The sequence below is a fragment of the Janthinobacterium lyxosi genome (genome assembly GCF_051380665.1).
GTDB lineage: Bacteria > Pseudomonadota > Gammaproteobacteria > Burkholderiales > Burkholderiaceae_D > Janthinobacterium.
Genome location: NZ_JBNYXM010000012.1, coordinates 135,713 through 162,457, shown reverse-complemented (window position 1 = coordinate 162,457; position 26,745 = coordinate 135,713). Strand labels below are relative to the sequence as shown.

At 64.0% G+C, this 26,745-nt stretch carries 22 protein-coding genes; 19 read left to right on the top strand and 3 right to left on the bottom strand.

Annotation, left to right across the window (positions count from 1 at the left end; genetic code table 11):
- The first annotated feature begins 36 nt into the window (after window positions 1-36).
- Window positions 37-345 carry a DUF485 domain-containing protein gene (locus ACQ4WP_RS15230; RefSeq protein WP_436521973.1) on the top strand — a complete coding sequence of 103 codons (309 nt, stop codon included), beginning with the start codon at window positions 37-39 and terminating at the stop codon, window positions 343-345.
- Window positions 342-2,027: a cation acetate symporter gene (locus ACQ4WP_RS15225; protein WP_436521971.1), complete on the top strand. Its 1,686-nt coding sequence runs from the start codon at window positions 342-344 to the stop codon at window positions 2,025-2,027. The genes ACQ4WP_RS15230 and ACQ4WP_RS15225 overlap by 4 nt, the downstream gene beginning before the upstream one ends.
- A gap of 88 nt (window positions 2,028-2,115) precedes the next feature.
- On the opposite strand, the gene ACQ4WP_RS15220 is transcribed toward ACQ4WP_RS15225, so the two are convergent.
- On the bottom strand, window positions 2,116-2,571 hold the full coding sequence (locus ACQ4WP_RS15220) for an RrF2 family transcriptional regulator (RefSeq protein ID WP_436521969.1): 456 nt from the start codon (window positions 2,569-2,571) through the stop codon (window positions 2,116-2,118).
- Between the two features lie 353 nt (window positions 2,572-2,924).
- Here ACQ4WP_RS15220 and ppc point away from each other — a divergent pair, with 353 nt between their 5' ends.
- From ppc to ACQ4WP_RS15160, 12 genes are all read left to right on the top strand, one after another.
- Window positions 2,925-5,690, top strand: a complete 2,766-nt coding sequence (ppc, locus tag ACQ4WP_RS15215; RefSeq protein ID WP_436521967.1) for a phosphoenolpyruvate carboxylase — start codon at window positions 2,925-2,927, stop codon at window positions 5,688-5,690.
- A 120-nt stretch (window positions 5,691-5,810) separates the two neighbouring features.
- Window positions 5,811-6,821, top strand: a complete 1,011-nt coding sequence (gap, locus tag ACQ4WP_RS15210) for a type I glyceraldehyde-3-phosphate dehydrogenase (RefSeq protein ID WP_436521965.1) — start codon at window positions 5,811-5,813, stop codon at window positions 6,819-6,821.
- Between the two features lie 87 nt (window positions 6,822-6,908).
- Entirely contained in the window at window positions 6,909-8,369 is a 1,461-nt protein-coding gene (pyk, locus tag ACQ4WP_RS15205; RefSeq protein WP_436521963.1) for a pyruvate kinase, read from the top strand.
- A 51-nt stretch (window positions 8,370-8,420) separates the two neighbouring features.
- Window positions 8,421-8,720 carry a hypothetical protein gene (locus tag ACQ4WP_RS15200; RefSeq protein ID WP_436521961.1) on the top strand — a complete coding sequence of 100 codons (300 nt, stop codon included), beginning with the start codon at window positions 8,421-8,423 and terminating at the stop codon, window positions 8,718-8,720.
- 89 nt (window positions 8,721-8,809) lie between these two features.
- Window positions 8,810-9,292, top strand: coding sequence for a DUF3617 domain-containing protein (locus ACQ4WP_RS15195; protein ID WP_436521959.1), 483 nt, complete (start codon window positions 8,810-8,812; stop codon window positions 9,290-9,292).
- 128 nt (window positions 9,293-9,420) lie between these two features.
- Window positions 9,421-9,927: a sigma-70 family RNA polymerase sigma factor gene (locus ACQ4WP_RS15190; protein ID WP_436521957.1), complete on the top strand. Its 507-nt coding sequence runs from the start codon at window positions 9,421-9,423 to the stop codon at window positions 9,925-9,927.
- Complete coding sequence (locus tag ACQ4WP_RS15185; RefSeq protein ID WP_436521955.1) at window positions 9,924-10,919, top strand: FecR domain-containing protein; 996 nt, start codon at window positions 9,924-9,926, stop codon at window positions 10,917-10,919. The genes ACQ4WP_RS15190 and ACQ4WP_RS15185 overlap by 4 nt, the downstream gene beginning before the upstream one ends.
- Before the next feature lie 91 nt (window positions 10,920-11,010).
- Window positions 11,011-13,509 carry a TonB-dependent siderophore receptor gene (locus tag ACQ4WP_RS15180; protein ID WP_436521953.1) on the top strand — a complete coding sequence of 833 codons (2,499 nt, stop codon included), beginning with the start codon at window positions 11,011-11,013 and terminating at the stop codon, window positions 13,507-13,509.
- A 74-nt stretch (window positions 13,510-13,583) separates the two neighbouring features.
- Entirely contained in the window at window positions 13,584-13,952 is a 369-nt protein-coding gene (locus ACQ4WP_RS15175; protein ID WP_436521951.1) for a hypothetical protein, read from the top strand.
- Between the two features lie 608 nt (window positions 13,953-14,560).
- Window positions 14,561-18,274, top strand: coding sequence for a PAS domain S-box protein (locus tag ACQ4WP_RS15170; protein ID WP_436521949.1), 3,714 nt, complete (start codon window positions 14,561-14,563; stop codon window positions 18,272-18,274).
- Window positions 18,275-18,287: 13 nt separating this feature from the next.
- On the top strand, window positions 18,288-19,283 hold the full coding sequence (locus ACQ4WP_RS15165) for a response regulator (RefSeq protein WP_436521947.1): 996 nt from the start codon (window positions 18,288-18,290) through the stop codon (window positions 19,281-19,283).
- A 61-nt stretch (window positions 19,284-19,344) separates the two neighbouring features.
- The gene (locus ACQ4WP_RS15160; protein ID WP_436521945.1) at window positions 19,345-20,160 is read left to right on the top strand and encodes an aminoglycoside phosphotransferase family protein; all 816 of its coding nucleotides are present in this window, start codon (window positions 19,345-19,347) and stop codon (window positions 20,158-20,160) included.
- Window positions 20,161-20,166: 6 nt separating this feature from the next.
- On the opposite strand, the gene ACQ4WP_RS15155 is transcribed toward ACQ4WP_RS15160, so the two are convergent.
- The gene (locus ACQ4WP_RS15155; protein ID WP_436521943.1) at window positions 20,167-22,035 is read right to left on the bottom strand and encodes an esterase/lipase family protein; all 1,869 of its coding nucleotides are present in this window, start codon (window positions 22,033-22,035) and stop codon (window positions 20,167-20,169) included.
- A gap of 16 nt (window positions 22,036-22,051) precedes the next feature.
- Complete coding sequence (locus tag ACQ4WP_RS15150; protein ID WP_436521941.1) at window positions 22,052-22,822, bottom strand: DUF481 domain-containing protein; 771 nt, start codon at window positions 22,820-22,822, stop codon at window positions 22,052-22,054.
- 229 nt (window positions 22,823-23,051) lie between these two features.
- On the opposite strand from ACQ4WP_RS15150, the gene ACQ4WP_RS15145 reads away from it, so the two are divergent.
- The 5 genes from ACQ4WP_RS15145 to ACQ4WP_RS15125 all read left to right on the top strand — a co-directional run bounded on the left by ACQ4WP_RS15145 (window position 23,052) and on the right by ACQ4WP_RS15125 (window position 26,649).
- Complete coding sequence (locus ACQ4WP_RS15145; RefSeq protein ID WP_436521939.1) at window positions 23,052-23,453, top strand: hypothetical protein; 402 nt, start codon at window positions 23,052-23,054, stop codon at window positions 23,451-23,453.
- Window positions 23,454-23,566: 113 nt separating this feature from the next.
- Entirely contained in the window at window positions 23,567-24,253 is a 687-nt protein-coding gene (locus ACQ4WP_RS15140; RefSeq protein WP_152253375.1) for a winged helix-turn-helix domain-containing protein, read from the top strand.
- Complete coding sequence (locus ACQ4WP_RS15135; RefSeq protein WP_436521936.1) at window positions 24,243-25,598, top strand: sensor histidine kinase; 1,356 nt, start codon at window positions 24,243-24,245, stop codon at window positions 25,596-25,598. Before ACQ4WP_RS15140 ends, ACQ4WP_RS15135 begins: the two co-directional genes overlap by 11 nt.
- 179 nt (window positions 25,599-25,777) lie before the next feature.
- Entirely contained in the window at window positions 25,778-26,119 is a 342-nt protein-coding gene (locus ACQ4WP_RS15130; protein ID WP_436521934.1) for a DUF535 family protein, read from the top strand.
- Window positions 26,068-26,649, top strand: a complete 582-nt coding sequence (locus ACQ4WP_RS15125; protein ID WP_436521932.1) for a DUF535 family protein — start codon at window positions 26,068-26,070, stop codon at window positions 26,647-26,649. The genes ACQ4WP_RS15130 and ACQ4WP_RS15125 overlap by 52 nt, the downstream gene beginning before the upstream one ends.
- The last annotated feature ends 96 nt before the right edge of the window (window positions 26,650-26,745 follow it).

Sequence of the window (26,745 nt, the reverse complement as noted above, 5' to 3'; positions counted from 1 at the left end):
AAAAGAGCACGCTTTTACATAACAGGAGGCAACACAATGCATGACGATCTGGTTCAGAAAATCAAGGGCGACCCCAACTACCATCAACTGCTCAAGGTGCGTTCCCGCTTCGGCTGGGCGCTGACGGGCCTGATGATGCTGGTGTACTACGGCTACATCCTGCTCATCGCCTTCAACAAGGAATTTCTTGCCACTAAAACGGGCGCCGGCGTGATGACCTGGGGCATGCCGATCGGCCTGTTCGTCATCGTGTTTACCGTGGTGATCACCGGCATTTATGTGCGCCGCGCCAACAAGCAATTCGACGATCTGACCAGCGCCATCCAGGCACGGGTGCAAGCATGAGCCGCGCCCCATCGATGCAACGCACATTTTCCTGCCTGGCAGCCTTGACCTTGCTGGCGAGCGCCAGCAACAGCGTGCTGGCGGCCGGCGCCGACCTGGGCCAGGCAGTCAAGCAGCCGACCAACTGGACGGCGATCATCATGTTCGCCGCCTTCGTCATCTTCACCCTGTTCGTCACCAAATGGGCGGCCGCGAAGACCAAGTCGGCCTCCGATTTCTACACGGCCGGCGGCGGCATCACAGGCTTCCAGAATGGCCTGGCCATTGCGGGTGACTATATGTCTGCCGCTTCCTTCCTCGGCATTTCCGCCGCCGTCTTCCTCAACGGCTATGACGGCCTGATCTACGCCATCGGTTTTCTCGTCGGCTGGCCCATCATCACTTTCCTGATGGCCGAGCGCCTGCGCAACCTGGGCCGCTACACGTTTGCCGACGTGGCCGCCTACCGCTTCAAGCAGGCGCCGATCCGCATTTTCTCGGCTTCCGGCACCCTGGTCGTGGTGGCGTTCTACCTGATCGCGCAGATGGTGGGCGCGGGCCAGCTGATCAAGCTGCTGTTCGGCCTGGAATACTGGATCGCTGTCGTCCTGGTGGGCACATTGATGATGATCTACGTGCTGTTTGGCGGCATGACGGCCACCACCTGGGTGCAGATCATCAAGGCCGTGATGCTGCTGGGCGGCGCCACCTTCATGGCCGTGGCCGTGCTGGCGCAATTCAACTTCAGCCCGGAAGCGCTGTTCGCCAAGTCGGTGGACGTGCATGCCACCAAGGAAGCCATCATGGGCCCCGGGTCCTTCATCAAGGACCCGATCTCGGCCATCTCGTTTGGCATGGCGCTGATGTTTGGTACGGCCGGCTTGCCGCACATCCTGATGCGTTTCTTTACGGTGCCGAGCGCCAAGGAAGCGCGTAAATCCGTGTTCTGGGCCACCACCTGGATCGCCTACTTTTACATTCTGACCTTCATCATCGGCTTTGGCGCCATCGTGCTGGTGAGCACCAATCCCGAGTTCAAGGATGCTGCCGGCAAGCTGCTGGGCGGTAATAACATGGCGGCCGTGCATCTGGCCAAGGCCGTGGGCGGTAATGTGTTCCTCGGCTTCATGTCGGCTGTCGCGTTTGCCACCATCCTGGCCGTCGTGGCGGGCTTGACGCTGTCGGGTGCTTCGGCCGTGTCGCACGATCTGTATGCCACCGTCATCAAGAAGGGCAAGGCCACGGGCGCCAATGAATTGAAAGTGTCGCGCGTGACGACGATCGTGCTGGGCATTATTGCCGTGGTGCTGGGTATTGCCTTCGAGAAGCAGAATATCGCCTTCATGGTCTCGCTGGCCTTCGCCATCGCCGCTTCGGCCAACTTCCCCGTGCTGTTCATGTCGGTGCTGTGGAAAGACTGCACCACGCGGGGCGCCACCATCGGCGGCTTCCTGGGCTTGACCACGGCCGTTGCGCTGACGGTGGTGTCGAAGTCCGTGTGGGTCGACGTGCTGGGCCACCCGGCGGCGCTGTTCCCTTACGCCTCGCCGGCGCTGTTCTCGATGACGGCAGGCTTCGTCGGCATATGGCTGTTCTCGGTGCTCGACAAGAGCCCGCGCGCGCGCATCGACCGCGCCGGTTACGAAGCGCAGCAAATGCGTTCGGAAACGGGCATCGGTGCGGCAGGCGCCAGCGCGCATTGATGCTGTAGTCAGTTGCTGAAGGAAACAATGCCCGGTTCGCCGGGCATTGTTGTTTTAGCGCACAGCACTAAAGTGCTTACTTTCGGGCTTACTTGGCCAGATGCAGGGGAATCACGCCCGCCGCCAGCGCGGGCACATTGCCTGCGGGCTCCAGGATGGTTGCCAGGGTCACCGTGTCGAGCACGGCCAGGAAGGCGCCCGTGGCCTGGCCCAGCTTGGCCTTCAGCAGGCAGTCTGGCGTCAGCGGGCAGGTATTGTTTTCCTTGTTAAAACATTCCGCCATAAAAAAATCGTTTTCCGTTTCGCGCACCACGGTGCCGATATTGATCTCGGCCGGGTCGCGCGCCAGGCGCAGGCCGCCGTTGCGCCCGCGCACGGTTTCCACGATGCCTGACAGGCCCAGCTGGTGCACCACCTTCATCAAGTGATTTTTCGAGATGGAATGCAGGTCGGCGATGTCCTGGATGGTCACGAGCCGGTCGCGGTGCACGCCCAGGTACATCAAGGTGCGCAGGGTGTAGTCAGTGTAGGCAGTCAGTCGCATGGGATAACGTTCATAAAGATGTGGATTACATCCTTGTTCATCTCCAGCATACATGAGAGCGCCTGGCTGCCGCTACCGCAATAGGTGATACGTCGTCACTTTTCAGCCTCGAAAGACAAATTTGATTGCCTTTCGCTTAAATGCGTAGTAAATTTTCATATTGTTGCCCTGGCAAACAGCTTGCAAGCCCTTGTCGGCCCTTTGGGTATGATTTTTATTGATGGAAATCAAGAGGATGGTGAAGCAATAAGGTAAATTTACTACAAAATGGATGATGGGCGTTTCCCGGGCCGGGGAGCGCGTACTACGCAATCTGTGCGGTGCCGTCGTGGCCGCCCCAGGAAATGAATACCATGCAAATGAATGAAGTGAAAGACGAGCTGCTGAGCAGCGATATCCGCCAGCTGGGCCGTCTGCTGGGCGACGCCATCCGCAACCACCTGGGGGACCCCGCCTTTGAGCGCATCGAGCATGTGCGCCAGCTGGCCATCCGTTTCCGCCGCGACAACGATGAAGTGGCGCGCGCGCAGCTGTCGGACGCGCTGCAGGCGCTGTCGCAGGAAGAAACCACCCAATTGACGCGCGCTTTCAGCTATTTCTCGCTGCTGGCCAACATTGCAGAAGACCAACATCACATCCGCCGCACGCGCGCCCATTTGATCGCCGGTTCGCCACCGCGCCAGGGTAGCCTCAGCCATGCCGTCGGCAATGTGTTCGACGCGGGCAAGGCCGATGCGCTGGCATCGTTCTTTGAAGATGCGTTTGTCAGCCCCGTCTTCACGGCGCATCCGACGGAAGTGCAGCGCAAGAGCATCCAGAATTGCCAGATGGCCATCGCGCGCCTGTTGAGCGAGCGCGACCGCGTGCAAATGACGCCGGAAGAGGCCGAGCAAAACGAAGAAGCGCTGGGCCGTGGCATCGTCACCCTGTGGCAGACGCGCCTGCTGCGTACGAGCAAGCTGTCCGTCATGGATGAAGTGGCCAATGGCCTGTCGTTCTACGACCACACCATCCTGCGCGAACTGCCGAAACTGTATTCCTCGCTGGAAACCATGCTGGCCCAGCGCGATGCCCGCTGGGAAGATGCGGAATTGCCCAATTTCATGAAGGTCGGCAGCTGGATAGGCGGTGACCGCGACGGCAACCCCTTCGTCACGGCCGACATCCTGCGCAGCACCCTGCAGACGCAGGCTGACAAAGTACTCGACTTTTACCTCGGTGACTTGCGCAAGCTCGCTTCGCAACTGTCCCTGGCGCAAATATTGAACGCCTGCAGCGAGCCGCTGCGCGCGCTGGCCGAACGCTCGGCCGACGCGTCGCCGCACCGCGTCGACGAGCCGTACCGTCGCGCTCTGCATGGCATCCATGCGCGCCTGGAGGCCACGCGCGTGGTTCTTTCCAATAAGGGTGGCAATGCGGGCAAGCACGCCGAAAGCGTGCAGCCCTACGCTGCGGCGGCCGAGCTACTGGCCGACCTGGACGTGGTCCAGCATTCGCTGGTCAGCAATGGCTTGCGCGCGTTGGCGCGTGGCCGGCTGCGCCAGCTGCGCCGCGCCGTCAAGGTGTTCGGCTTTTCGCTGGCGCCGCTCGATCTGCGCCAGAATTCCGACGTGCACGAGCGTGTCGTGGGTGAACTGTTCGCCGGCGCCCAGCCGGGCCTCGTCTATCTGGACCTGGATGAAGAGCAGCGCATCGCCGTGCTGCTGGCCGAGCTGGAGTCGCCACGCTTGCTGACGTCGCCGTATGCGCAGTACTCGGAAGTAACCACGTCCGAACTCGACATCTTCCGCGCCGTGCGCGAAGCCCACGTCAAATATGGCCGTGAATCGGTGCCGAACTGCATCATCTCGAAGGCGGCCAGCGTCTCGGACTTGCTGGAAGTGGCCTTGCTGCTGAAAGAAGTGGGCTTGCTGCGCCAGGACAGCCGCGAAGTCGATGTCAACATCATCCCCCTGTTTGAAACGATCGACGACTTGCGCGCCGGTCCCGCCATCATGGCGCGCGCCTTCGGCTTGCCGTTCTACCGGGGCTTGCTGGTCTCGCGCGCGGACCAGCAGGAAGTCATGCTGGGTTACTCGGACAGCAACAAGGACGGCGGCTTCCTCACGTCCGGCTGGGAACTCTACAAGGCGGAGATCGAACTGGTGACGGTCTTCAAGCAAGAACAGATCAAGCTGCGGCTGTTCCACGGCCGCGGCGGGTCCGTCGGGCGCGGCGGCGGCCCCAGCTACGAAGCCATCCTGGCCCAGCCGGCTGGCGCCGTGCAGGGACAGATCCGTTTGACGGAGCAGGGCGAAGTCATTACGGCCAAGTATGCGAACCCGGAAGTAGGGCGCCGCAACCTGGAAGTGCTGGTGGCTGCCACCATCCAGTCGACCTTGCTGCCGCAGGCGCAGCTGCAGCCGAAGGCCTCGGCCGGCGCGGGCCACCTGGCCGCCATGGAAGAGCTGTCCGGCACGGCCCTGAACGCTTACCGCGACCTCGTCTACGGCACGGACGGCTTCGAACAGTATTTCTGGGAATCGACAGTGATCGCGGAAATTGCCGCGCTGAATATCGGCAGCCGTCCCGCCTCGCGCAAGAAATCCACGTCCATCGAGGATTTGCGCGCAATTCCCTGGGTCTTGAGCTGGGCGCAATGCCGTTTGATGCTGCCGGGCTGGTTCGGCTTTGGTTCCGCCGTGCAAGCTTACCTGGCCGCCCATCCGGCGGATGGCGCGGACGTGCTGCGCGGCATGTACACGGACTGGCCCTTCTTCACGTCCCTGCTGTCGAACATGGATATGGTCCTGGCCAAGAGCGACATCGCGATTGCCGGCAAGTATGCGGAACTGGTCAAGGACAAGGCCTTGCGCGAGGCCATCTTTACCCGCATCCGCGCCGAATACGCGGCCACCCTTGACGCCTTGAAGCTGATCACGGGTCAGGAAGAGTTGCAGCAAGCCAACCCGCTGATGCAGCGCTCGATACGCAACCGTTTCCCGTACATCGACCCGCTCAATCACGTGCAGGTGGAGCTGTTGAAACGTTTCCGCGAGGGCAAGCAGGATGCGGCGGCGCGCACGGGGATTCATTTGTCGATCAATGGGATTGCGGCAGGGTTGCGCAACAGCGGTTAATTTTTTGGGGTCAGTCACTACGTGATCGGAATACGCCCCACTGGGGCGTATTCCCCCGCCGGGTCTGACCCCAGCTTTGTACTTGGGCTAGTTTTAAGTAAAAAACATCAAGGAGACAGCATGACCATCAAAGTTGCCATCAATGGCTATGGCCGCATCGGCCGCAATGTCTTGCGCGCGTTTTATGAAGGCGGCAAGCAGCAGGATATCGAGATCGTCGCCATCAACGACCTGGGCGACGCCAAGTCGAATGCGCATTTGACGCGCTACGACACGGTGCACGGCAAGTTTCCCGGCGTCGTCACCATCGATGGCGACAACATGATCGTCAATGGCGACCGCATCCGCGTCTTCGCGCAGCGCGATCCGGCCCTGATACCCTGGGGCGAACTGGGCGTCGACGTGGTGCTTGAATGCACAGGCTTCTTCATCACCAAGGAAAAAGCCTCGGCCCACCTGAAGGGCGGGGCGAAAAAAGTCATCATCTCGGCCCCTGGTGGCAAGGATGTGGACGCCACCATCGTGTTTGGCGTCAACCAGCACGTGCTGAAAGCGTCGGACACGGTCATCTCGAATGCCTCGTGCACGACGAATTGCCTGGCGCCACTGGTAAAACCGCTCAACGACGCCATCGGCATCGAATCGGGCCTGATGACCACCGTGCACGCCTACACGAATGACCAGGTGTTGTCCGACGTGATGCATGAAGACTTGCGCCGCGCCCGCTCGGCCACGCATTCGATGATCCCCACCAAGACGGGCGCTGCAGCGGCTGTCGGCCTGGTCTTGCCGGAACTGAATGGCAAGCTGGACGGCTTTGCCATCCGCGTGCCGACGATTAACGTCTCGCTGGTCGACCTGTCCTTCATCGCCAAGCGCGACACCACGGTCGAGGAAGTCAACGCCTTGCTGAAAACGGCGTCGGAAGGCGCGCTGAAGGGCATTTTAACGTACCAGACGGAACCGCTCGTTTCCATCGATTTCAACCACAATCCGGCTTCGTCGAACTTCGATGCGACCCTGACCAAGGTCTCGGGGCGCCTCGTGAAAGTGTCGTCGTGGTACGACAACGAGTGGGGCTTCTCGAACCGCATGTTGGACACCACGGTCGCCCTGATGGCGGCCAAGTAAGAACGTAGTACCGCCGATCCAGCGCACCAGGACGGCCGGCCCACAAGGCTGGCCCTTGTAGCAACTCATTATAGAAAGCAGCACACCATGACCATGCAAGTACAGCAACGCGCTACCAAGATCGTTTCCACCATCGGCCCCGCTTCGAACGATATCGATACCCTGGTCCGCATGTTCAAGGCCGGCGTCGACGTCGTGCGCCTGAACTTTTCGCATGGCAAGGCGCAAGACCATATCGACCGCGCCCGCATGGTGCGCGAAGCGGCAGCCCTGTGCGGCCGCGAAGTGGCCATCATGGCCGACTTGCAAGGCCCGAAGATTCGCGTCGGCAAGTTTGAAGAAGGCAAGATTTTCCTGGAAAATGGCGCTTCCTTCATCCTCGACGCGAAATGGGGCGAAAACGGCGAGCTGGGCAATTTGGAGCGTTGCGGCCTCGACTACAAGGAATTGCCGCGCGACTTGCGCACGGCCGACGTGCTGCTGCTCAACGACGGCCTCATCGTTTTGACGGTGGACAAGGTCGTCGGCAGCGAAATCCACACGACAGTGAAAATCGGCGGCGAATTGTCGAACAACAAGGGCATCAACCGCCAGGGCGGCGGCTTGTCGGCCCCGGCCTTGACGGCCAAGGACATGGAAGACGTGAAAACGGCGATGAGCTTCCAGGCCGATTACGTGGCCGTGTCCTTCCCGAAAAACGCCACCGACATGGTGATGGCGCGCCAGCTGGCCAATATCGCCGGCGAAGCGTGGGACCACAAGCCGATGATGATCGCCAAGATCGAGCGGGCAGAAGCCATTCCTGCGCTGCAAGAAATTCTCGACGCCTCCGACGGCATCATGGTGGCACGCGGCGATCTGGCCGTGGAAGTGGGCAATGCGGCCGTGCCGGCCCTGCAAAAGCGCATGATCAAGATGGCGCGCGCGTCAAACAAACTGGCGATTACGGCCACGCAGATGATGGAATCGATGATCGTCAACGCCGTGCCGACGCGCGCGGAAGTGTCCGATGTTGCCAATGCCGTGCTGGACGGCACGGATGCTGTCATGACGTCGGCGGAAACGGCCTCGGGCCGCTACCCGATCGAGACGGTGGAAGCCATGGCCGCCATTTGCCTGGACGCGGAAAAATGGGATACCTGCAAGCTGGACGCCGATTTCCTCAACGCCACGTTCTCGCGCATCGACCAGTCGATCGCCTACGGCGCCCTGTTTACGGCGCACCACTTGCGCGTGAAGGCGATTGCCACCCTGACGGAATCGGGCTCCACGGCCTTGTGGATGAGCCGTTGCAACATCGACATCCCCATCGTCGCGCTGACCCCCAGCGTGGGCACGCGCCGCAAGCTGGCCCTGTACCGCAACGTCAGCACCCTGGAACTGACGTCCGGCACCGACCGCGACAAGGTCTTGCAACAGGCGGAAGACTTGCTGCTGGAACATAAAGTCGTGGCCAAGGGCGACACCGTCGTGCTGACCTGGGGCGAGCCGATGGGCAAGGTCGGCGGCACGAACGCGCTGAAAATCATGAAGATCGGCCAGCACTGACCGTGTATTATTGAGCACATCGCTGGCCGACAGCCGCCTGCAGCCTTAAGAATGGCTGAAAGAGAGGCGGTTGGCCGGCCACCGCAATGGCAGGTGCCCAATCTGCCATTGCGGTGGCCGCCGTTCCGTGTCAGCATGGTTTTCCTGCCTTCCAAGGCGCATCCGGAGTTCATGATGACTGCATACCTGCCTGCCTTGATCTGGTCGCTGTCGGCCTTCGCTTGCCTCTTCATTGCCAAACGCCGCTCCTTGAAAACAACTGCTGTCAGGGCCATCCTGGTGGTGTTTCTGGGGCCGTTTGCCATTCCCTTCGTGCTGGTCGCAAAGCCCGAGAAACCCACTCTGGCGTAATCACCCGCGACCGTCATATACGGCTAAGCGTGCGGCCTGCGGGCATTCCTCTTTGCTATATTCCAGCTTTTAGCCAAAAGGGAATGCCCATGAAGCGCAGCGCGACCCTGTTCCTGATGACTATCCTTCCCCTGTGCGCGGCCACGTTCGCCTCGGCGGCCGAGCCTGTGCAGCGCCTGCAGCGCGCCACGGGGTTGTGGAGGGTGATGCCCGCCACCTCGCCGTTTTCCTGGGAAATCTGTGTTGACCAGCAATACGACCGCCTGATCGAAGATGACTTATGGAGCGATTTTGAGCAGGAATGCCAGATCGCGTCGCAAAGCCGCCAGGGCGACAGTTACCACTTCCAGTCCAGCTGTCCGGGTGCCATGCTGGCCGGCAGCTTCAAGGGCGACCTTGCCAAGGCATACACTTTGATCGCCGACACCACGATGGAATTGAACGGCAAGACCGAGGTGCAGCGGACTGAACTGACGGGGGTGTTTCTGGGCGCTTGTCCAGCAGGGCTGACGCCGGGCGCCAAGAAAATGCGCGGCGGCATGGTAATGAAGAGCCTGTATATAAACCGCTAGCAGCCACGCTGAAACAACAGTTTTCAGGGATAGGCAGGCGCCGGCATTGACGCCGAAGGCAATGATTTGTGATAATGAGAATTATTATCAATTAGACGCGCCTTGCCTTGAGCGCATCGGAGTCCCTAGTGAACATTGCGCAGTCCAGCGAGTCGATAGCAGGCATCTACAGCAGCCACCACGGCTGGCTGATGCGCTGGTTGCGCGCCAAGCTGCAGTGCGCGGACCATGCGGCCGACCTGGCGCAGGATACCTTCGTGCGCCTGCTGACGGCGCCGCCGGAAGGCCGGCAGACCTTGCGCGAACCGCGCGCCTACCTGACGACCGTGGCGCAGCGACTGCTGATCGACCATTACCGGCGCCTGTCTCTGGAGCAGGCGTGGCTGGAAACCCTGGCGCAGCAGCCCGATCTGCTGATGCAGTCGCCGGAAGAGCGTTTGCTGGTGCGCGAAGCCTTGCAGCGCATCGATGTGATGCTCGACGGCTTGCCGCCGCTGGTGCGCAGCGCCTTCCTGCTGGCGCATGTGGACGGCCTCGCTTATGGGGAAATCGCCCGGCGCCTGGCCGTGAGCGAGCGCAGCATCAAACGTTACATGGTGCAGGCGTTTGAACGCTGCATCCTGCTGACCCTGTGAGCGCGAACACGGTTTCCATCGATCCCCGCGCCGCGCGGGGGGCGGCGCAATGGCTGGTGCGCCTGCATGCAGGCGCCTTGAACCCTGACGAGCAGCAAGCCTTCCAGGCCTGGCGCGCCAGCGATCCCGCACACGAAACGGCGTGGAAGCGGGCCGAGCTGGTGTGCAGCACCCTGGCCAGCGTGCCGCCCGCGCTGCGCCAGACGGCGGACGCGGCGCCGCAGTCGCCGCAGCGGCGTGCCGTGCTCTACGGCTTGGCCGGGCTGATCGCGGTCGGGCCGGCGCTGTGGCTGGCCAGCCGGTCGCTACCGTGGCAAGGCTGGCAAGCGTGGCAAGCGTGGCATCCTGCCATCCGTACGGCCAGGGGCGAAATCCGCCACATGACATTACCGGATGGCACGCAACTGGTGCTCAATACGGACACGGCCATCGATGTGCGCTTTGACGACGCGGCGCGGCGCGTGATATTGCATGCGGGCGAACTCCATGTCGCCACGGTGCACGACAAAGCCGTGCCGGCGCGACCGTTCCTCGTGCGCAGCAGCAATGGCGCCGTGCGCGCGCTGGGCACGCATTTCAGCGTGCGCCAGGATGGCAGCGTGCTGGCGCCGCGCACGCAGGTGAGCGTCAGCGAAGGCGCCGTCGAGATCCAGCCCAGGGAGAGTCCCAGTGCCTTGCGCAAGGTCAATGCGGGCCAGCAGGGCAGTTTCGATGACGTGGCCGTTGCCCCCTTGTCGCCGCTGGCGCTGCACGCTGCCGGCTGGCTGCAGGGTGTGCTGATCGCCGAGCGCATGCCGCTGGGCGAGCTGCTCGAACAGGTGGCGCGCTATCGCTACGGCGTCATCCGCTGCGATCCCGCGCTGGCTGCCATGCCCGTGGACGGCATCTTCCAGCTGAACGAGCCGGACAACATCCTGCTCTTGCTGCAGCGCTCCTTGCCGATCCGGTTGGCGCGCCGCACGCGCTACTGGATCAGTGTCGAGGCGGCTTGACGCAGAATTTGCCGCTTGCCTGTCCCTTTTTTCAGATTGCTTCGTCATACAAGGTAGAGAACGAACAATCCGAACCATCGAAAGGGTCCACATGGCTGTGCAGCACCGCTTATTCTCACCATGGACGCCACTCGCGCTCCATCCCGCCACCGGCGCCGTGCGTGCCGCGCTGGTCCTGCTCCTCGCCGTGGGCGTCGCCGGCACCGGCTTGCCGCAGGCGGCGGTGGCCGCCGAGTCCAGCCCGGCCGCTAACGTACGCGACTACGGCATTCCCGCCGGCAGCCTGCGCGATGCGCTGTCCACGTTTGCCATCGCCGCCGGCATCAACCTGTCCACCCAGGGCGTGGCGCTCGACGGCTTGGCGACGCCGGGCTTGCAGGGCCGCCATGGCGTCTCCGCCGGCCTGCAAAAACTGCTGCAAGGTAGCGGCCTCGAAGTGCTTGAAAACGGCAATGGCAATTATCTTTTGCGCAAAATCAATACCAGCACGGCCGATGGCGGCCTGGACAGCATGCCCGCCGTGATCGTCAGCGCCGAGGCGGACCGCGCCACGGAAGGCACGGGCTTATACACGTCGAGGAATATGTCGACGGCCACGGGCTTGAACCTGTCGCAGCGCCACACGCCGCAAACAGTCAGCGTCATTTCGCGCCAGCAAATGGAGGATTTCGACCTGACCACCTTGCAGGATGTGGCGCGTGCCACGCCCGGCCTGTATGGCAAGACGCAGGGCGTGTCCGACCAGGAAACCACGTATTTTGCGCGCGGCTTCGCCTTGAGCCACGTGAATGTCGATGGCTTGCCGATCGATGTCACGGGTTTTAACGAGCGCAACGTCTCCGCCGACATGCTGATGTACGACCGCGTGGAAGTGGTGCGCGGCGCCACGGGCTTGATGGAAGGGGCGGGCGCGCCGTCGGGCAGCATCAACATGATACGCAAGCGTCCCACGGCCACGCCCTTGCTGAACGCGTCTGCCCACCTGGGCAGCTGGAAGGACCGGCAATTGACGGTGGACGCCAGCAATGCCTTGAACGCCTCGGGCAGTGTGCGCGGGCGCGTGGCGGCCAGCTGGCGCGACAGCGATAGCTTTGTCGACGTGGTCAACAATACCAATGGCACCGTGTATGCGATCGTGGAAGCGGACCTGACGCCATCGACCACGGCCGGCATCGGCTTCTCGCGCCAGCACAGCCGCACCGATGGCGTGTTTGTCGGCTTGCCGACCTTGCCCGATGGCCGCCACATGGACTTGCCCCGCTCGACTTTCCTGAACAACGCCGACTCGTTCCAGAAACGCGACAACAACGTGGTCTTCGCCGACCTGGAAACGAAGCTGGAGAAGGGCTGGCGCAGCCGCTTCGCCATCACGCGCATCGATGCCTCGTCGAGCACGCGCAATACCACCAACAGCCGCGTCGATGGCGCAACGTTTCTGCTGGAACAGTCGGAAACGGGCTGGAAGTACAGCACGCAACAAGTGGTGGCCGACTGGCGCTTGAGTGGCCCCGTCACCTGGTTCGGTCGGCAGCATGACGTCATCGTCGGCGCCAGCTACCGCCATGACGATTCGGACGCGGCCCAGAGCTGGGAAGGTGCCGGGAAGCGCGTGATCGATATCCGCCGCTGGAATCCGCGCGCCTACCGCATGAATGGCGCGCCGTTCGAACCGTTTAACTGGGGCCGCAAGACGGACGAGAAGGGCCTGTATGCGGCCGGCAACTTCAGCCTGGCCGATCCGCTGCGCCTGGTGCTGGGCGGGCGCTTCGGCTGGTATGCGCAGAATGTCACGGGCTGGTATGCCACCAACCCGACGTGGCGCCGCGACCTGACGGAAAACGCGAAGTTCACGCCGTACGCGGGCCTGGTCTACGATCTGGACCAGCATCATTCCGTGTATGCGAGCGGCACGCAGATCTTCCAGCCGCAAAGCGTGCTCGATGTAAAAGGCCATACCTTGCCGCCTTTGAGCGGCACCAACCTGGAAGTGGGCGTCAAGGGCGAGTATTTCGGCGGCAGGCTCAACGCCAGCGGCGCCTTGTTCCGCATCAGGCAAAACAACCGCGCCATGGCCGATGAAGTCAATTGCCCGACGGGCGGCGCCATCTATTGCGCCCGCGCTGCCGGGCAGGTGCAGAGCGAAGGCGTCGATCTGCAATTGTCGGGCTCGCCATTGCCCGGCTGGCAGATCGCGGGCGGCTACACCTATGTGCTGGCCAAGTACACGAAGGATAGCGTGGCGGCCAATATCGGCCAGCGCATCGCCACGGACGAGCCGAAGCAATTGTTCAAGCTGTACACGAATGTGCAGCTGAGCGGCGGTCTGGCGCGGTGGAACCTGGGCGCCTCCATGACTGCGCAGGACAAGATTGACCGCCGCGACAAGGCTTTCCTGACGCAGCAGGGCGGCTACGCCATCGTCGGGCTGACGGCCGGCTATCGCATCAACGAGCAGCTGCATCTGCGCGTCAATGTCGACAACGTGCTCGACCGCCGCTACTACCAGGGACTCGGCTATTCCTGGTCGGGCGGGCTGGAACGCTACGGCGCGCCGCGCAGCTTGCTGCTGTCCTTGAACTACAAGATGTAGCCGTGGCGCCAGCGGAGCGCGCCCGTCCGGGCGCCTCTGCTACACTGCCGCCGTCCCCATTTTTTACTGTTCCCATGTCCGCCACACCTGTCCTCACGCCCCTGAAAAACGCTTTCCAGTTATCGCGCGCCGAGAATAACATCGAGCTGATCCTGCCCGAACTGCTGGGGGCGCAATTGCACGTCGTCATCGGCGGACAAAGCGAGCAGATCGACCTGTTCCTCGTGCCGTCGCCCAATCCCGAGCGTCAGTGCGTGACGGTGGCGGAAGATCCGGCTTTCCTGGCCGGCATCGCGTTTCCCAACATTCCCGTGACGGGCGCGCAACTGATCGCGTCGATTCCCTCCGAGATCGAAGTCGTCTTCCTGCATGGAGACGGCGCCAATTACCTGACGCGCGAGCAACTGGCGTGGTTCCGCGGCATGCCGGTCCTGGCCACTTGAACGGCCGGCCGGCGTTGCCAATGAAGGCGCGCGCGCAATGAATACGCTTTGCGCCAGCCGAGGATGCAGCGGCCCAGGCGGCACTGATCGCGCATATGCGTCCCGTGCTGTCGCGCAGCGTGCTGCTGGGTGGCTGCCCAGATCAAGGACGAACTCAGCCGCCGCTGTAGACTGGCCGCTATCCCTATCAGCGAGACGGCGGGCCTGTCCAGCCAGCAATCCGGCGCGGTCCGCGCGTGCTGACCGCAGGCGTAGACGGGCCATTGTCGCATCGCCGCCGCAATAGCTATCGTTTTTGATAACTATATTGCTGAAGTCCTATGAATATTTTCGCAAAGCAACTATACTCATGGCTCTTTAAAAAATCATCGTCACGCTGGCGGCCAGCTACCCGCGCCAGAGTTCGTACGTATTCCGCTTCTTCTCTCTGAACGAGCACCTTTCCCCCGCGCGGCAGGCGCGGGCGTGACGACCGAGTCTTGCCCTGGTTGACTGCTGCCGTTGTCATTTTCGCTGTGTTGCCGCTTTACTAAAAAGCCCGGCGCCGGCGCGCGGTGCGCCGTCATGTTTTGTGACGTCATGTTTCACTCTATTTAGTTCACGACAGTATGCTTAGTTCCATCTTCGCCGTCTCGACCGATACCATGCCGTACATTTATGGCACGCACAATGCCGGGCTGGTGCTGTTTTCCATCGGCATCGCCATCTTTGCCTCGTTCATGGCCCTGCAGATCGCCGGCATGGCGCGCAGCAGCGAGCGCGGCTTCCAGCGCCAGACAGCCATCATCACGGGCGCCATCGCATTGGGCGGCGGCATCTGGTCGATGCACTTCATCGGCATGCTGGCCTTCGACATCTGCACGCGCGTGTCCTTCGAACCCAACCTGACCTTGCTGTCGATGCTGCCAGGCGTGGCCGCCTCGTGGGTGGCGCTGCACTTGCTGGCGCGCCCGCGCATCAGCTGGCGCCAGCTGGTGGTGGGCGGCGTGCTGGTGGGACTGGGCATCGGTTCCATGCATTACAGCGGCATGGCCGCCATGCAGACTTCGCTGACCCTGCACTATCAACCGTGGCTGTTTGCCCTGTCGCTGCTGGTAGCCGTCACCATGGCCATGCTGGCGTTGTGGATACGCTTCGGCCTGAGCGCCATACGCCAGCGCTTGAGCCCCTTGGCATCCTTGCTGGTCAGCAGTGTTGTCATGGGCCTGGCCATTTCCGGCATGCATTACACGGGCATGCAGGCGGCGCGCTTTTCCGGCGCGCCCACGGCAGGCGAGAACACTATCACGGTGCAAGCCTCGTTCGTGGCCCTGGCCGTGGCCCTGATCACCGTCACCCTGACCGTCTTCGTGGCCGCCGCGAACGGCTTGCTGCGCTACCGCCAGCTGCTGCGCCACGCCAGCGTCAGCGAATCGCGCCTGCGCGCCATCGTCGATACGGCCGCCGATGGCCTGATCACCATCGATGGCCAGGGCAAGGTGCGCTCCTTCAATCCCGCCGCGGAAAGCCTGTTTGGCTGGCGCGAAGCGGAGATCGTGGGGCGCGACGCCAGCGTGCTGCTGCAGCCGGCCGACGCCGCCGAGTACGAGGGTTATCTGCGTGACTACCTGGAAACGGGCGCCTCGCGCATCCTCGACAGCGGACGCGAACTCGATGGCTGCCACAAGGATGGCGCGGTTCTGCCCATGCGCGTGGCGATCGGCAAGATCGACACGCCGGGCCAGCCCCTGTTCGTGGCGTTTGTCACGGACATGCGTTCTTCGCGCAGCATGGAGCAGGCGCTGAAGGACAGCGAGCGCCAGTACCGCACCCTGATCCGCAATATCCCCGGCGTGTCTTTTCACTGCAACTACGCGCCCGAATGGAAAATGATTTTCATCAGCGATGCCGTTTTCAACCTGACAGGCTGGATGCCGCAGGACTTTATCGAAGGGCGGGTCAGGCTGTTCGACCTCGTGCATCCGGACGACCGCCAGCGCGTCAACGAAACCTGCGTGCAGGCGGCAGGCGAACGGCGCGATTTCGAGAACGTCTACCGCCTGATCCACCGCGACGGGCGCGAGCGCTGGGTGCGCGAAAGCAGCGGCCCCGTGCTCGATAACGACGGCGTCGTGCGCTGGATCGACGGCGTTATCCTCGACATCACGGAAAGCGAATTGCGCAACGCCGAATACGAAGGCAAGGTGACGGCCATCTCGCGTGCGATGGCGGTCATCGAGTTCGACCTGCAGGGACGCATCCTGGCGGCCAACCAGAACTTCCTCGACCTGGTCGGCTACCAGCTCGATGACGTGCTGGGCCTGCACCACAGCATCTTCTGCGAACCGGGTTATGTGACCTCGCCGGATTACATCGCGTTCTGGCAGCAGCTGGCACATGGCCAGTTCAACACGGGCGAGTACAAGCGCATCGACAAGGATGGCCGGGAAGTGTGGATACAGGCCTCGTACAACCCGATCTTCAACACGGACGGCAAGCCGTTCAAGGTGGTCAAGCTGGCCACCGACGTCAGCGAACGGCGCGCCATGCAGGAAAACCTGCGTGCGGCGAAAGACCGCGCCGAGCTGGCCGCCGATTCGAAAACCAGCTTCCTGGCCAACATGAGCCATGAAATCCGCACGCCGATGAACGCCATCATCGGCTTTACGGAAGTGCTGCTGGGGACAGCCCTGGACAGCCTGCAGCGCCGCCATCTGGGCACGGTGCGCCAGTCGGCGCGTTCCCTGCTCGAACTGCTCAACGACATCCTCGACACGGCCAAGCTGGAAAAAGGCGCCACTGAACTGGAACTGGTGGACTTTTCGCTGCCCGACCTGGTTGACCACGTGGCCGCGTCGCTGCGCATCACGGCGCAGGCGCGCGACCTGGTGCTGCACGTAGATGTCGATCCGGGCATGGGCCAGTTCTTCCTGGGCGACGCGCGCCGGGTGCAGCAGGTGCTGACGAATCTGATCGGCAACGCCGTCAAGTTCACCGAAGTGGGCCATGTGCGCGTGGCCGTTGGCATGCAGGGCGAACAGGTGCATATCGCCGTGCACGACACGGGCATCGGCATCCCTGCCGACCGCCTGGACAAGATCTTTGCACCGTTTACGCAAGCCGATTCCTCGATGAGTCGCCGCTTTGGCGGCACGGGCCTGGGTACGACGATTTCGCTGCAATTGGTCGAGCTGATGGGTGGCACCATCACGGTGGAAAGCACCTTGGGCGTGGGCAGCGTGTTCCATGTATTGTTGCCGCTGGCGTCGGGCAAGGCCGTGTTGCGCCGCAGCGAGCAGCCCGTGGTGGCCTTGCCGCCGCTGCGCATCCTGGCGGCCGACGACGTGCCGCAGAACGTGGAGCTGCTCCTGATCAGTCTGGGCGCGGCCGGGCACCAGGTGATCGCCGCCAGCGATGGCGAGAGCGCCGTGCGCGAGTTCAGCAAGGGCAGCTTCGACATCGTCCTGATGGACGTGCAGATGCCGCGCATGGATGGTCTGGAAGCGACGCGCCAGATCCGTGTGTATGAGCGCGAACAGGGCCTGAAGGCGACGCCCATCATCGCCCTGACGGCCAGCGTGCTGGAACAGGACCGGCGCGCCGCGCAGATGGCGGGCATGAACGGTTTTGCCTCGAAGCCGCTGGAGATGCACAAGCTGACGGCGGAAATCGCCCGCCTGCTCGATATCGCCGTGGCCATGCCGCCGTCTGCCTCCGGCGCGGCGGCGCGCGCGGCCGCCGGCCAGGTGGACTGGCAGCGCGGCATCGCCTTGTGGGGCGGCCGCGAGACCTTGCAACGGGCCATTGCGCGCTTCGTGCAGGCCAATGGCGACTGCGCCGCCATGCTGACCGCGGAGCTGGAACGTGGCGGCAGCAGCGTGGCCGGCCACTTGCTGCACCGTATCAAGGGCGCGGCGGGCAACCTGTGCCTGGTGCAGGTCGAAAGCCTGCTGGGACGCATCGAGCAAGCCATCGCGCGCCAGCTGCCAGCGACCGAATTGCTGGTACAGCTGACTGCCGCCTTCATGGCGCTGGCCGGCGAGCTGGAGGCGGGCGCCATGGCGCAGCCGGCGCTGGCCAACGCAACGCCTGATGCCGCCGCCCCCCTCGATGCGTCCGCCGCTGGCGCCTTGCTGCGGCAAGCCATCGCCAGTCTGGAAGGCGGACAGCTGGACGACGCCCTGATGGCGCAGATCGCCGTCATGTTGGCGCCGCACGGCCAGCAGCAGCGCCTGCAGGCGCTGGCCAGCGCCATCGACGACTTTGAATTTGCGCGCGCTGCGGGCGTGCTGCGCCAGCTGCTGGCGTGGCTGGAAGCGTCGGCGCCGGCCGACCTTTCCTGATATTGGGCTAACGATGACCTTACACGAAGACAAACCGATCCTGCTGCTGGTGGACGACGAAGCGACGAATCTGCAGGTGCTGCGGCAGATCTTGCAGGACGATTACCGCCTGCTGTATGCCAAGGATGGCGACAAGGCGCTGGAACTGGTGCAGAACAACCCCGTCGAACTGATCCTGCTCGACATCATGATGCCCGCCATGACGGGCTACGAGGTGTGCCGCCAGCTCAAAGCCATGCCGGCCACTGCGTCCATTCCCGTCATTTTTGTCACCGCCCTGTGCGACGTGAAGGATGAGGCGGACGGTTTCGACGCCGGCGCCGTCGATTACATCACCAAGCCCGTCAGCCCGCCCATCGTGCGCGCCCGCGTGCGCACGCACCTGTCGCTGGTCGATGCCGAGGAATTGCGCCGCTCGCGCCTGCAGGTGATCCAGACCCTGGGCCAGGCGGCCGAATACAAGGATAACGAGACGGGCATGCACGTCATCCGCATGAGCTATTACGCGCGCCAGTTGGCGCTGGCGGCCGGCTACAGTACGGCGCATGCGGAAGATTTGCTCAACGCGGCCCCCATGCACGACGTGGGCAAGATCGGCATCCCCGACGCCATCCTGCAAAAACCGGGCAAGCTCGATGCGGAAGAATGGAAGGTCATGCGCAGCCACGCGGAAATCGGCGCGGCCATCATCGGCGAGCACGCGGGCGGCCTGCTGAAAATGGCGCGCACCATCGCCCTGACGCACCACGAAAAATGGGATGGCAGCGGCTATCCGCAAGGCTTGAAAGGCGAGGAAATCCCCCACGCAGGCCGCATCGTCGCCATCGCCGACGTCTTCGATGCCCTCACCAGCGAACGCCCGTACAAGCCCGCCTGGACGGTGTCAGACGCGATCGCCACCATGCAGCGCGACAGCGGCACGCACTTCGACCCGCAGTTGCTGGCGCTGTTCGTGGAACACTTGCCGGCCATGCTGGAGATCAAGGACAAGTGGCGCGAGCCGGCGTGAACGGACTACTCGCTGGCGTGTCCCTTATAGTGGCGTCCTGACTGTCATCGCAGGATTACCCATGGATTACCAGAACCGCATTGCCGACTATCTCCGACAATGGTCATTGCAAGCCGATGGCATGCCCTTGCACACGCACGCCGCATGCCTGTTGCCCGTGTTGCAGGGCGGTCAGCCGGCCATGCTGAAGCTGTCGACTGGCGACGATGAGCGGCGCGCCGGCGCCGTGCTGCGCTGGTGGGATGGCGACGGCGCCGTGCGCGTGCTGGCCGCCTCCACGGATGGCGATGCGCTGCTGCTCGAACGGGCGATGGGTTCCCGTTCGCTGGCCAGGCTGGCGCGCACGGGCGAGGAGGGCGACGCGGCGGCCACCCATATCCTGTGCGCCGTGGCGTCACGCCTGCATGTGCTGCGGCCCACGGCGCCGCCCCTTACTCCCTTGTCCGGCTGCTTCTCCGCTCTGGACGCCGCCGCCGCGCACGGCGGCGTGTTTTCCGCATGCCACGCCGTGGCGCGGGATTTGCTGGCGGCGCCGCAGGACAGCGTGGTGCTGCATGGCGACCTGCATCACGAGAACGTGCTCGATGGCGGCGCGCGCGGCTGGCTGGCCATCGATCCGAAAGGCTATGTCGGCGAGCGGGGTTTTGACTTCGCCAATATCCTGTGCAACCCGGATGGCGCGCTGGCCACGGCGCCGGGCCGGCTGCAACGGCAGGTGGCGCTGATCGCCGATGCGGCGGGGCTGGAGCGTGCACGCCTGCTGGCGTGGGGCGCCGCGTGGGCCGGCCTGTCGGCGGCCTGGCACCTGGAAGACGGCACGCCGCCGGAGACGGCGCTGGCTGTGGCCGCTACTGCGCTGGCGGCCTTGCCGACGTGACGGGGCCTAAGGCTGGCTGTCAGGTAGCCGCAAAATCCGCCGTATCTCCAGGATGGCCTGCGGGCTTTCCTGCACGCTGTGCCATGACGGGATGACTTTTTCCGACAGCGCGCCATCGAGGTGGGCGCTGGCGTAGGGCACTACGCCGTCGCTCGATTCAAGCAGGGGCAGGTCCGGCGTGTCGTTGCCCATGATGGAGTAGTAGCGCACTTTCGGGCTGATGGGCAGGTCGGCCACCAGGCGCACGAACGGGTCCTTGTCGCTGAGGTTATCGATGCTGTTGGGGATGCGCAGCGGTTCGCTGCTGCCCGTGTCGAGCTGCGCCAGGCTGCCGGCGGCGTCCGATAACTGGTCGAGCATGGTGATGGGTAGTGTGATCAGGTTGGCGATCCAGCGCGCCACCTTGTGGTTGGCGAACGAGGTGCCGCGATGCGGCGCGGCGATGAAGATGGCGCGGTTCACCTGCGGCATGGCCGTGAAATTCAGGTAGGGCGCCAGGCCGGCGCGTACTTTTTCCGCCTTCTTGCCCTTCAAATTGTATTCTTCCGTGATGGCGTCGAGCAGGGTGTTGCTGGCATCGGACACCATCAGGCGCGCCAGCACGCCGCCCATGCTGTGGCCGATCAAGACCATGTCGTTCGCGGCGGCGACCTTGGTCGAAGGGTCGAACTGCGCCAGCGTCGCGTTCAGCGCCTGGCGGATGGCGACGTTGTTGGCCGCCAGCGGCGCATTGCTCGGGTAGTACACCTGCCAGATCTGGTAGCGGCGCCGCAGCTGCTCGTCGCCCATAAGTTCATTTGCCACATTGATCCACGCTTCCGGGCTGCTGGCCAGGCCGTGCAGCATGACGATGGTGCGCTTGTTCGGGTCATAGGGCTGCATCAGGTGCACCTGCGGGCGCGAAATGCCGTCGGCGCGGCCGAATAGGGTGCGCAGTGCCTGCACGCCAAAGCCGGAGCGGGCCAGCCACAAGCCATAGCCAGCCGTGAAGTTGGCCGCCACCGGCAATTCCTGGCCCGCCATGCGCGTCGAGTCGCTGCGCGTCGGGTCGACCAGCATCACCATCAACTGCTGCGTGGCCAATACCTCTTGCAGGCTGTTACCGTCGAAGCGGATCAGCGCCGTGACGACAGGGAAGCGGGTTTCCTGGTAGGGCACATACTCGCCTTTCGATGCGTTTGGCTTGGGCATGACGGCCACCAGGTCGGCACCGAAGCCGTCGCGCCGGTACACATTGCGCAGGCCGGAAAACGACAGCGAGGTGGCCGGCAGCAGTTCTTCGGGCAGGGTGCCGTTCTCGGGCAGGCGCAGGGCCGACAATTCGCTGTCGATCTGCCAGCCGGCGACGCGGATCACATGGCCGTCGGGGCGATACTCGCCGCGGTGGCGGAACAGGTTGCCGACGGCCTTTTGCACGGCGTAGTTATAGTAGTCGCGTATTTGTGTCTGGCGCTCCTCGAAGGCGCGCTGGCCCGGCGTGCGCGTCGTGTAGAACAGGTAGGCATAGGCGTAGCGGGCCGATTCCAGCCAGGCGGCCAGCAATTCGGCGCTGGCGTGGCCACCTTGCTTCTCTTCTGCCAGGGCGCTTTCCAGCCACAATTCGGACAGCGTGGCCAGGCGCTGCTCGTCGCTGAGCAGATCGGAGCGGGCCAGGTCGGCGCGGCAGCTGCCCGTATTGGCTACACAGGCGGCGATGTCGCTGCCGATAATGCGCAGCACCTCGCTGGCCGAGGCACTGAGCTTGCCCGTGGTGAGGATGTCGCCGCGCCGCTGCTGCAGGTAGTCGGCCGGGGAGATCGCGCTGACGGTGACGGCGGCGCAGCCGCTCAGCAGCGCCGCGGCGCAAAGGAGGGCGCCCAGGCGCAGTCGCTGCATCAGCGTGGCCGGCATCTCAGAACGAGTAGACCAAGGTGAGCGACGTTTGCGTATCCGTGTTCTTCTTGTCGTCCGGTACGCGCGTATCGTTGCGGGCGCTGAAGGCGGCCTTCATCTGCATGGTGCCGTTGATTTTCGTGCTGAGGGACGTTTCGGCAATCGAGTGGGTGTTCGAGGTGCCCCGTTCCACGCTGATCGTCTGCGTAAACATGGCCGACTGGCTGATCTTCCACTTCATGGCGGCCGCGCCGCGCACCGTCAGGCCGTGTTCCGATTCGCCCGTGTCGTTGGTGCCGCTGAAATAGCCAGGACCGACTTCCACGTCGACGCTCTTGTCGCTCGACTGGTACCAGCGCGAGCCATGACCGACGGCCAGGGTCGAGTACTTGGTATAGGCGCCGAACTTGTCGTTCACGTGCGAGGCCAGCACGAACAGTTTTTCATGGTCGGCCATCAGCTTGTAGGCGGCCTTGGCGGAAGCGGAAAAGCGTTCGGCCGAGCGTTCGCGCACTTTTTGTCCGTCGTCGTTCGTCGTTTCATCTTCCTTGAAGTAGCCGCTGAAGATGTACTGGTTGCTCCAGTCATCGAGTTCCTGGCGCGCGTCGATCTTGCCCGTCACAGAGGTGCCGACCGTATTGCCCGAGGTGGTGATGGCGCCCAGTTCGGCGGAGGTGCTCCAGCTGCCGATGGGAATTTCATCGAACAACATGCTTTGTTTGGTGTCTGCGGCGGCGGCGCTGCCGCAGGTGATGGCCATGGCCAGTGCGAGAGAGTGGGTCGATTTCATGGCTGTATTTGTCTGTGGCGCGCGCCGGGCGTGCCTGCTGTTCGTTAGTTGCAGTGGTGGCTATGCAGGCCGCGGCAATCGGGGCGGCGCCGGAAATATGCGCGCGGGCGCGGCCAAACATTTGTCGAGGCTGTATTGTACCCGACCCTGCCATCGTTCGCCGCACGCGGCGGCGCGCACGAATGCTGCTATATTATGGGAAATATTATAAACTTGGCATGCATGGGTGATGACGATGAAAATGGTATGCAAGCTTGTCACTGTGGCCTGGCTGTGCCTCGCGGCGCAAGCCGGCGCGCAAGCGCTTGACGGGGTGCCGGTATCGGGAGCGTTACCAGGACCGGGGCCGCAACTGACGCAATCGATGATACGCGATGCAGTGCGCACGGTGCTGGCGGAAGAGGCGCAGGCGCGCGACGCGCAGCCGCAGCCGGCCATGCAGCAGGTGACGATACGCGCCGAGCGGAAATATGAACAGTTTGCCGCCGTCTTTGCCGAGGCGAAGGTGCCCGACTGCTTGCACGCAGACGGCTTGAAGCGTCAGCCCACCGGCATCGGTCCGCTCGCCATCGGTGGCGTGTATGCCTTGCCCTTCGTGGCGATCGCCAAGCTGCGCGGAAAATGTAACTAGCCGGGAATGTCCCATGGCGGCACGGGCACGGGCACGTGGCGGGGCTGGCAAGTGGCGCGTGCCTGGCGTATGCTGCGCCTATTTGCTGTCCCGATCTTTACAAGGAATTCCCCGTGCGCTGCCTGGTCATCGAAGACGAAGCCGAAACTTCCCGCTATATCTGTGCCGGCCTGCGCGAGGCGGGCCACGACGTCACCGCCTGCGACAATGGCATCGACGGCATGCGCCTGGCCTGCGGTGAAGACTGGGATGCGCTGGTGCTTGACCGTCTGCTGCCAGGCGAGATCGATGGCCTGGCCATTGTCGCGCGTCTGCGCGGCATGGGCCGCAACACGCCCGTGCTGGTGCTGTCGGCCCTGTCCAGCGTCGACGAGCGCGTGCGCGGCCTGCGCAGCGGCGGCGACGATTATCTGTCAAAACCGTTCGCCATCGCCGAGCTGCTGGCGCGTATCGAGGCGCTGCTGCGGCGCGCCGCGCCCGTGCCCGAAGCGACGCAGCTGCAGGTGGCCGACCTGGTGCTCGACATGCGCACCATGCGCGTGACGCGCGCCAACCGGCAAATCGCCCTGCAGCCGCGCGAGTTCCGCCTGCTGGAATACCTGATGCGCCACCAGGGCCAGTCCGTCACGCGCGCCATGCTGCTCGAAGCCGTGTGGGACTACCATTTCGACCCGCAGACGAACGTCATCGATGTGCAGGTGAGCCGTTTGCGCACCAAGGTGGACAAGGAGTTTTCGCCGCCGCTGATCCACACGGTGCGCGGCGTCGGCTACACCCTGGGCGTGCTCGATGGCGCGTAACTGGCACCGTTCCATTGCGGCCCGCTTGGCGCTCGGCTATGGCGTGCTGGTGGTCGTCTCGATCAGCATCGTGTGCGCCGTCTTCTATTTCGGCACCATCGGCGTGCTGGATCGCAGCGTGGACCGCAAGCTGACCTTGCTCTCGGAGCGCCTTGCCGCGCTGTACCAGCAAGGTGGCAGCAGCCGCACGACGGCGGAAATCGCCCATCTGCTCACCGACCGCACCGACAGCGACACGGAGATCTTCTTGCTGGTGGGTGCGGATGCCCGCCGCGTGGCCGGCAATTTGTCGTCCTGGCCCGATGCGGCCAGTCCCGTGGGCCGCCTGCTGCACCGCGACGTCACGCGCGAAGGGCGCAGGGTGCCCGCGCGCATGCTGATCCGCGACCTGGAGGGCGGCGCGCGCCTGTTCGTCGGACGCGACATGGAAGAGGGCAAGTCGATCCGCACCCTGGTGCTGCGGTCGCTGGCCTATGGTGGCGGGGTGGCCATCTTGCTGGTGGTGGCGGGTGCCTGGCTGTTCCGCCGCCAGCTAGAGGCGCGCATCGGCCAGATCCGCCGTACGGCGGCCGAGATCGAGGCGGGAGACCTGAGTCGACGCATTCCCGTCTCCAGCGAAGATGAATTTGGCTTGCTGAGTCGCGACATCAACCGCATGCTCGACCGTATCGAGCACTTGATGGAAGGCGTGCGTCACGTGTCGAACGCCATTGCGCACGACCTGCGCACGCCGCTGGGCCGCATCCGCAACAAGCTCGATGGCGCCTTGCGCCAGCAGCAGGGCGTGGCCGGCTACGAGAGCGCGGCGCAGGCGGCCATCGACGACATCGACGACCTCACGCGCGTGTTCGACAAGCTGCTGCAGATCGCGGCGGCCGAATCGGGCATGCGCCCAGAGAATTTCGACGACATCGACCTGCAGCAGATCGGCGCCGACATCGTGGAAATGTATGAAGCCACGGCCGACGAGCAGGGCGTGCTGCTGGTGCAGATGTATGGAGAGGGCGTGCCGGCGCGCGGCGACCGCAACCTGCTGGGCAGCGCGCTGGCCAGCCTGGTCGACAACGCCATCAAGTATGCGGGACGGGGCGCCACGGTGGAAGTGTCGACTGGCAGCGATGAACAGGGCAACTGGCTGGCCGTGCGCGACAACGGCCCCGGCGTGCCAAGGGAAGAACTGCCGAAACTGACGCAGCGTTTTTACCGGCTCGACAAGAGCCGCCATCTGCCCGGCAATGGCCTGGGCTTGTCCATCGTGGCGGCCATCGCGGCCCTGCATGGTGGCAGCCTGGAGATCGAGGATGCGGCGCCGGGCTTGCGGCTGCGATTGCGGCTGCTGCGCTAAGCCGCCAGCGCCAGTGGTCGGCCGGCACATTACCAACTTGTAACCCCCTTCATCTTCGCCTCCCCCTATCATCCCCTCTACCCGGCGTAGAGCGCATGCGTGCGCGCAGCCGCCTGTGCCGGGCTGCCTGCGGCCGTCGCCGCGTCCCGTTCATCCAGACCCGTCGCAGAGTTGTTCGCATGCATACTTTTACCGCCACCGGCGACAACGCCGCGCCGCAGCAGGTGCCACTGCGCCAGCATGGCCACCGCCTCAAGGCCGCCCTGGGCGCGCTGGTCTTTCCCGTGCAGCGCGCGCGCTGGCACGCCTTCATTGCCGGCACGCCGGGCCTGGCGGCGCTGGCGCAAGCCTATCCCAGCCTGCTGTACAAAATCTACCGACCCTATGCCAGCCGCCGCTTCGGCTGCGCGGCGAGGGTGGAGCTGCTGCGCGGGCATTACCGCTTCCTGTTGCAGGTTGGCGCGCGCTGGTGCTGGCCACCATCGAGGCCAAGGATGGCGCCAGCTACCGCTTGCAGCTGACGGCCATCCACGACAGCCACCGCGAAGGGGAACCGTGTCTGCGCCTGACGCGCGACGGCGTCCCGCTGTACCTGGCCAGTTTCCTGTTCCGGCCGCAGCCAGGGGGCGGCGTCATCCAGCTGGGCGCCTTGCAGGGCTTGCGCTCGCCCGCCGGCGCGCAGGCGGTGAAAGAGGCCACGCGGGCGCTGCACGGCTGCCGGCCGAAAAACCTGATGGTGGCCGCCTTGCGCGACCTGGGCGACCTTTTCGGCTGCGGCCACCTTGACCTGGTCAGCAACGCCAACCGCATCGCGCTGAACTGGCGCCGGCGCCGGTACATCTCCTGCGATTACGACCTGGCGTGGCGGGAACTGCATGCGCTGACCACCAGCGACGGCAATTACCGCCTGCCATGCGGCCCTTGCCGGATGCCGGACCTGGAGCAGCTGGCGTCGAAAAAGCGCGCCGATGCGCGTCGCCGCGGCGTCATGCTGGTGCAGCTGGCGGCCGACATGCGCTGGCAAGTGGCTGCCCTGCTGCACGCGCAATGAAGGTAGACGGAAGCGTTTCTTGACCTGCGCGGCTTTTTTGCCGGGCGGCCCGGCGCAATCGGCGTGATCGGCGTATACTTATCGGCGTTCTCAACC

Coding starts and splice junctions, on each gene's coding strand:
- ACQ4WP_RS15200 (WP_436521961.1), top strand. CDS start 8,421: ATGGCTGAAAGAGAGGCGGTTGGCCGGCCACCGCAATGGCAGGTGCCC.
- ACQ4WP_RS15170 (WP_436521949.1), top strand. CDS start 14,561: ATGCTTAGTTCCATCTTCGCCGTCTCGACCGATACCATGCCGTACATT.
- gap (WP_436521965.1), top strand. CDS start 5,811: ATGACCATCAAAGTTGCCATCAATGGCTATGGCCGCATCGGCCGCAAT.
- ACQ4WP_RS15195 (WP_436521959.1), top strand. CDS start 8,810: ATGAAGCGCAGCGCGACCCTGTTCCTGATGACTATCCTTCCCCTGTGC.
- ACQ4WP_RS15230 (WP_436521973.1), top strand. CDS start 37: ATGCATGACGATCTGGTTCAGAAAATCAAGGGCGACCCCAACTACCAT.
- ACQ4WP_RS15180 (WP_436521953.1), top strand. CDS start 11,011: ATGGCTGTGCAGCACCGCTTATTCTCACCATGGACGCCACTCGCGCTC.
- ACQ4WP_RS15130 (WP_436521934.1), top strand. CDS start 25,778: ATGCATACTTTTACCGCCACCGGCGACAACGCCGCGCCGCAGCAGGTG.
- ACQ4WP_RS15175 (WP_436521951.1), top strand. CDS start 13,584: ATGTCCGCCACACCTGTCCTCACGCCCCTGAAAAACGCTTTCCAGTTA.
- ACQ4WP_RS15135 (WP_436521936.1), top strand. CDS start 24,243: ATGGCGCGTAACTGGCACCGTTCCATTGCGGCCCGCTTGGCGCTCGGC.
- ACQ4WP_RS15145 (WP_436521939.1), top strand. CDS start 23,052: ATGACGATGAAAATGGTATGCAAGCTTGTCACTGTGGCCTGGCTGTGC.
- ACQ4WP_RS15155 (WP_436521943.1), bottom strand. CDS start 22,035: ATGCAGCGACTGCGCCTGGGCGCCCTCCTTTGCGCCGCGGCGCTGCTG.
- ppc (WP_436521967.1), top strand. CDS start 2,925: ATGCAAATGAATGAAGTGAAAGACGAGCTGCTGAGCAGCGATATCCGC.
- ACQ4WP_RS15165 (WP_436521947.1), top strand. CDS start 18,288: ATGACCTTACACGAAGACAAACCGATCCTGCTGCTGGTGGACGACGAA.
- pyk (WP_436521963.1), top strand. CDS start 6,909: ATGACCATGCAAGTACAGCAACGCGCTACCAAGATCGTTTCCACCATC.
- ACQ4WP_RS15220 (WP_436521969.1), bottom strand. CDS start 2,571: ATGCGACTGACTGCCTACACTGACTACACCCTGCGCACCTTGATGTAC.
- ACQ4WP_RS15160 (WP_436521945.1), top strand. CDS start 19,345: ATGGATTACCAGAACCGCATTGCCGACTATCTCCGACAATGGTCATTG.
- ACQ4WP_RS15150 (WP_436521941.1), bottom strand. CDS start 22,822: ATGAAATCGACCCACTCTCTCGCACTGGCCATGGCCATCACCTGCGGC.
- ACQ4WP_RS15225 (WP_436521971.1), top strand. CDS start 342: ATGAGCCGCGCCCCATCGATGCAACGCACATTTTCCTGCCTGGCAGCC.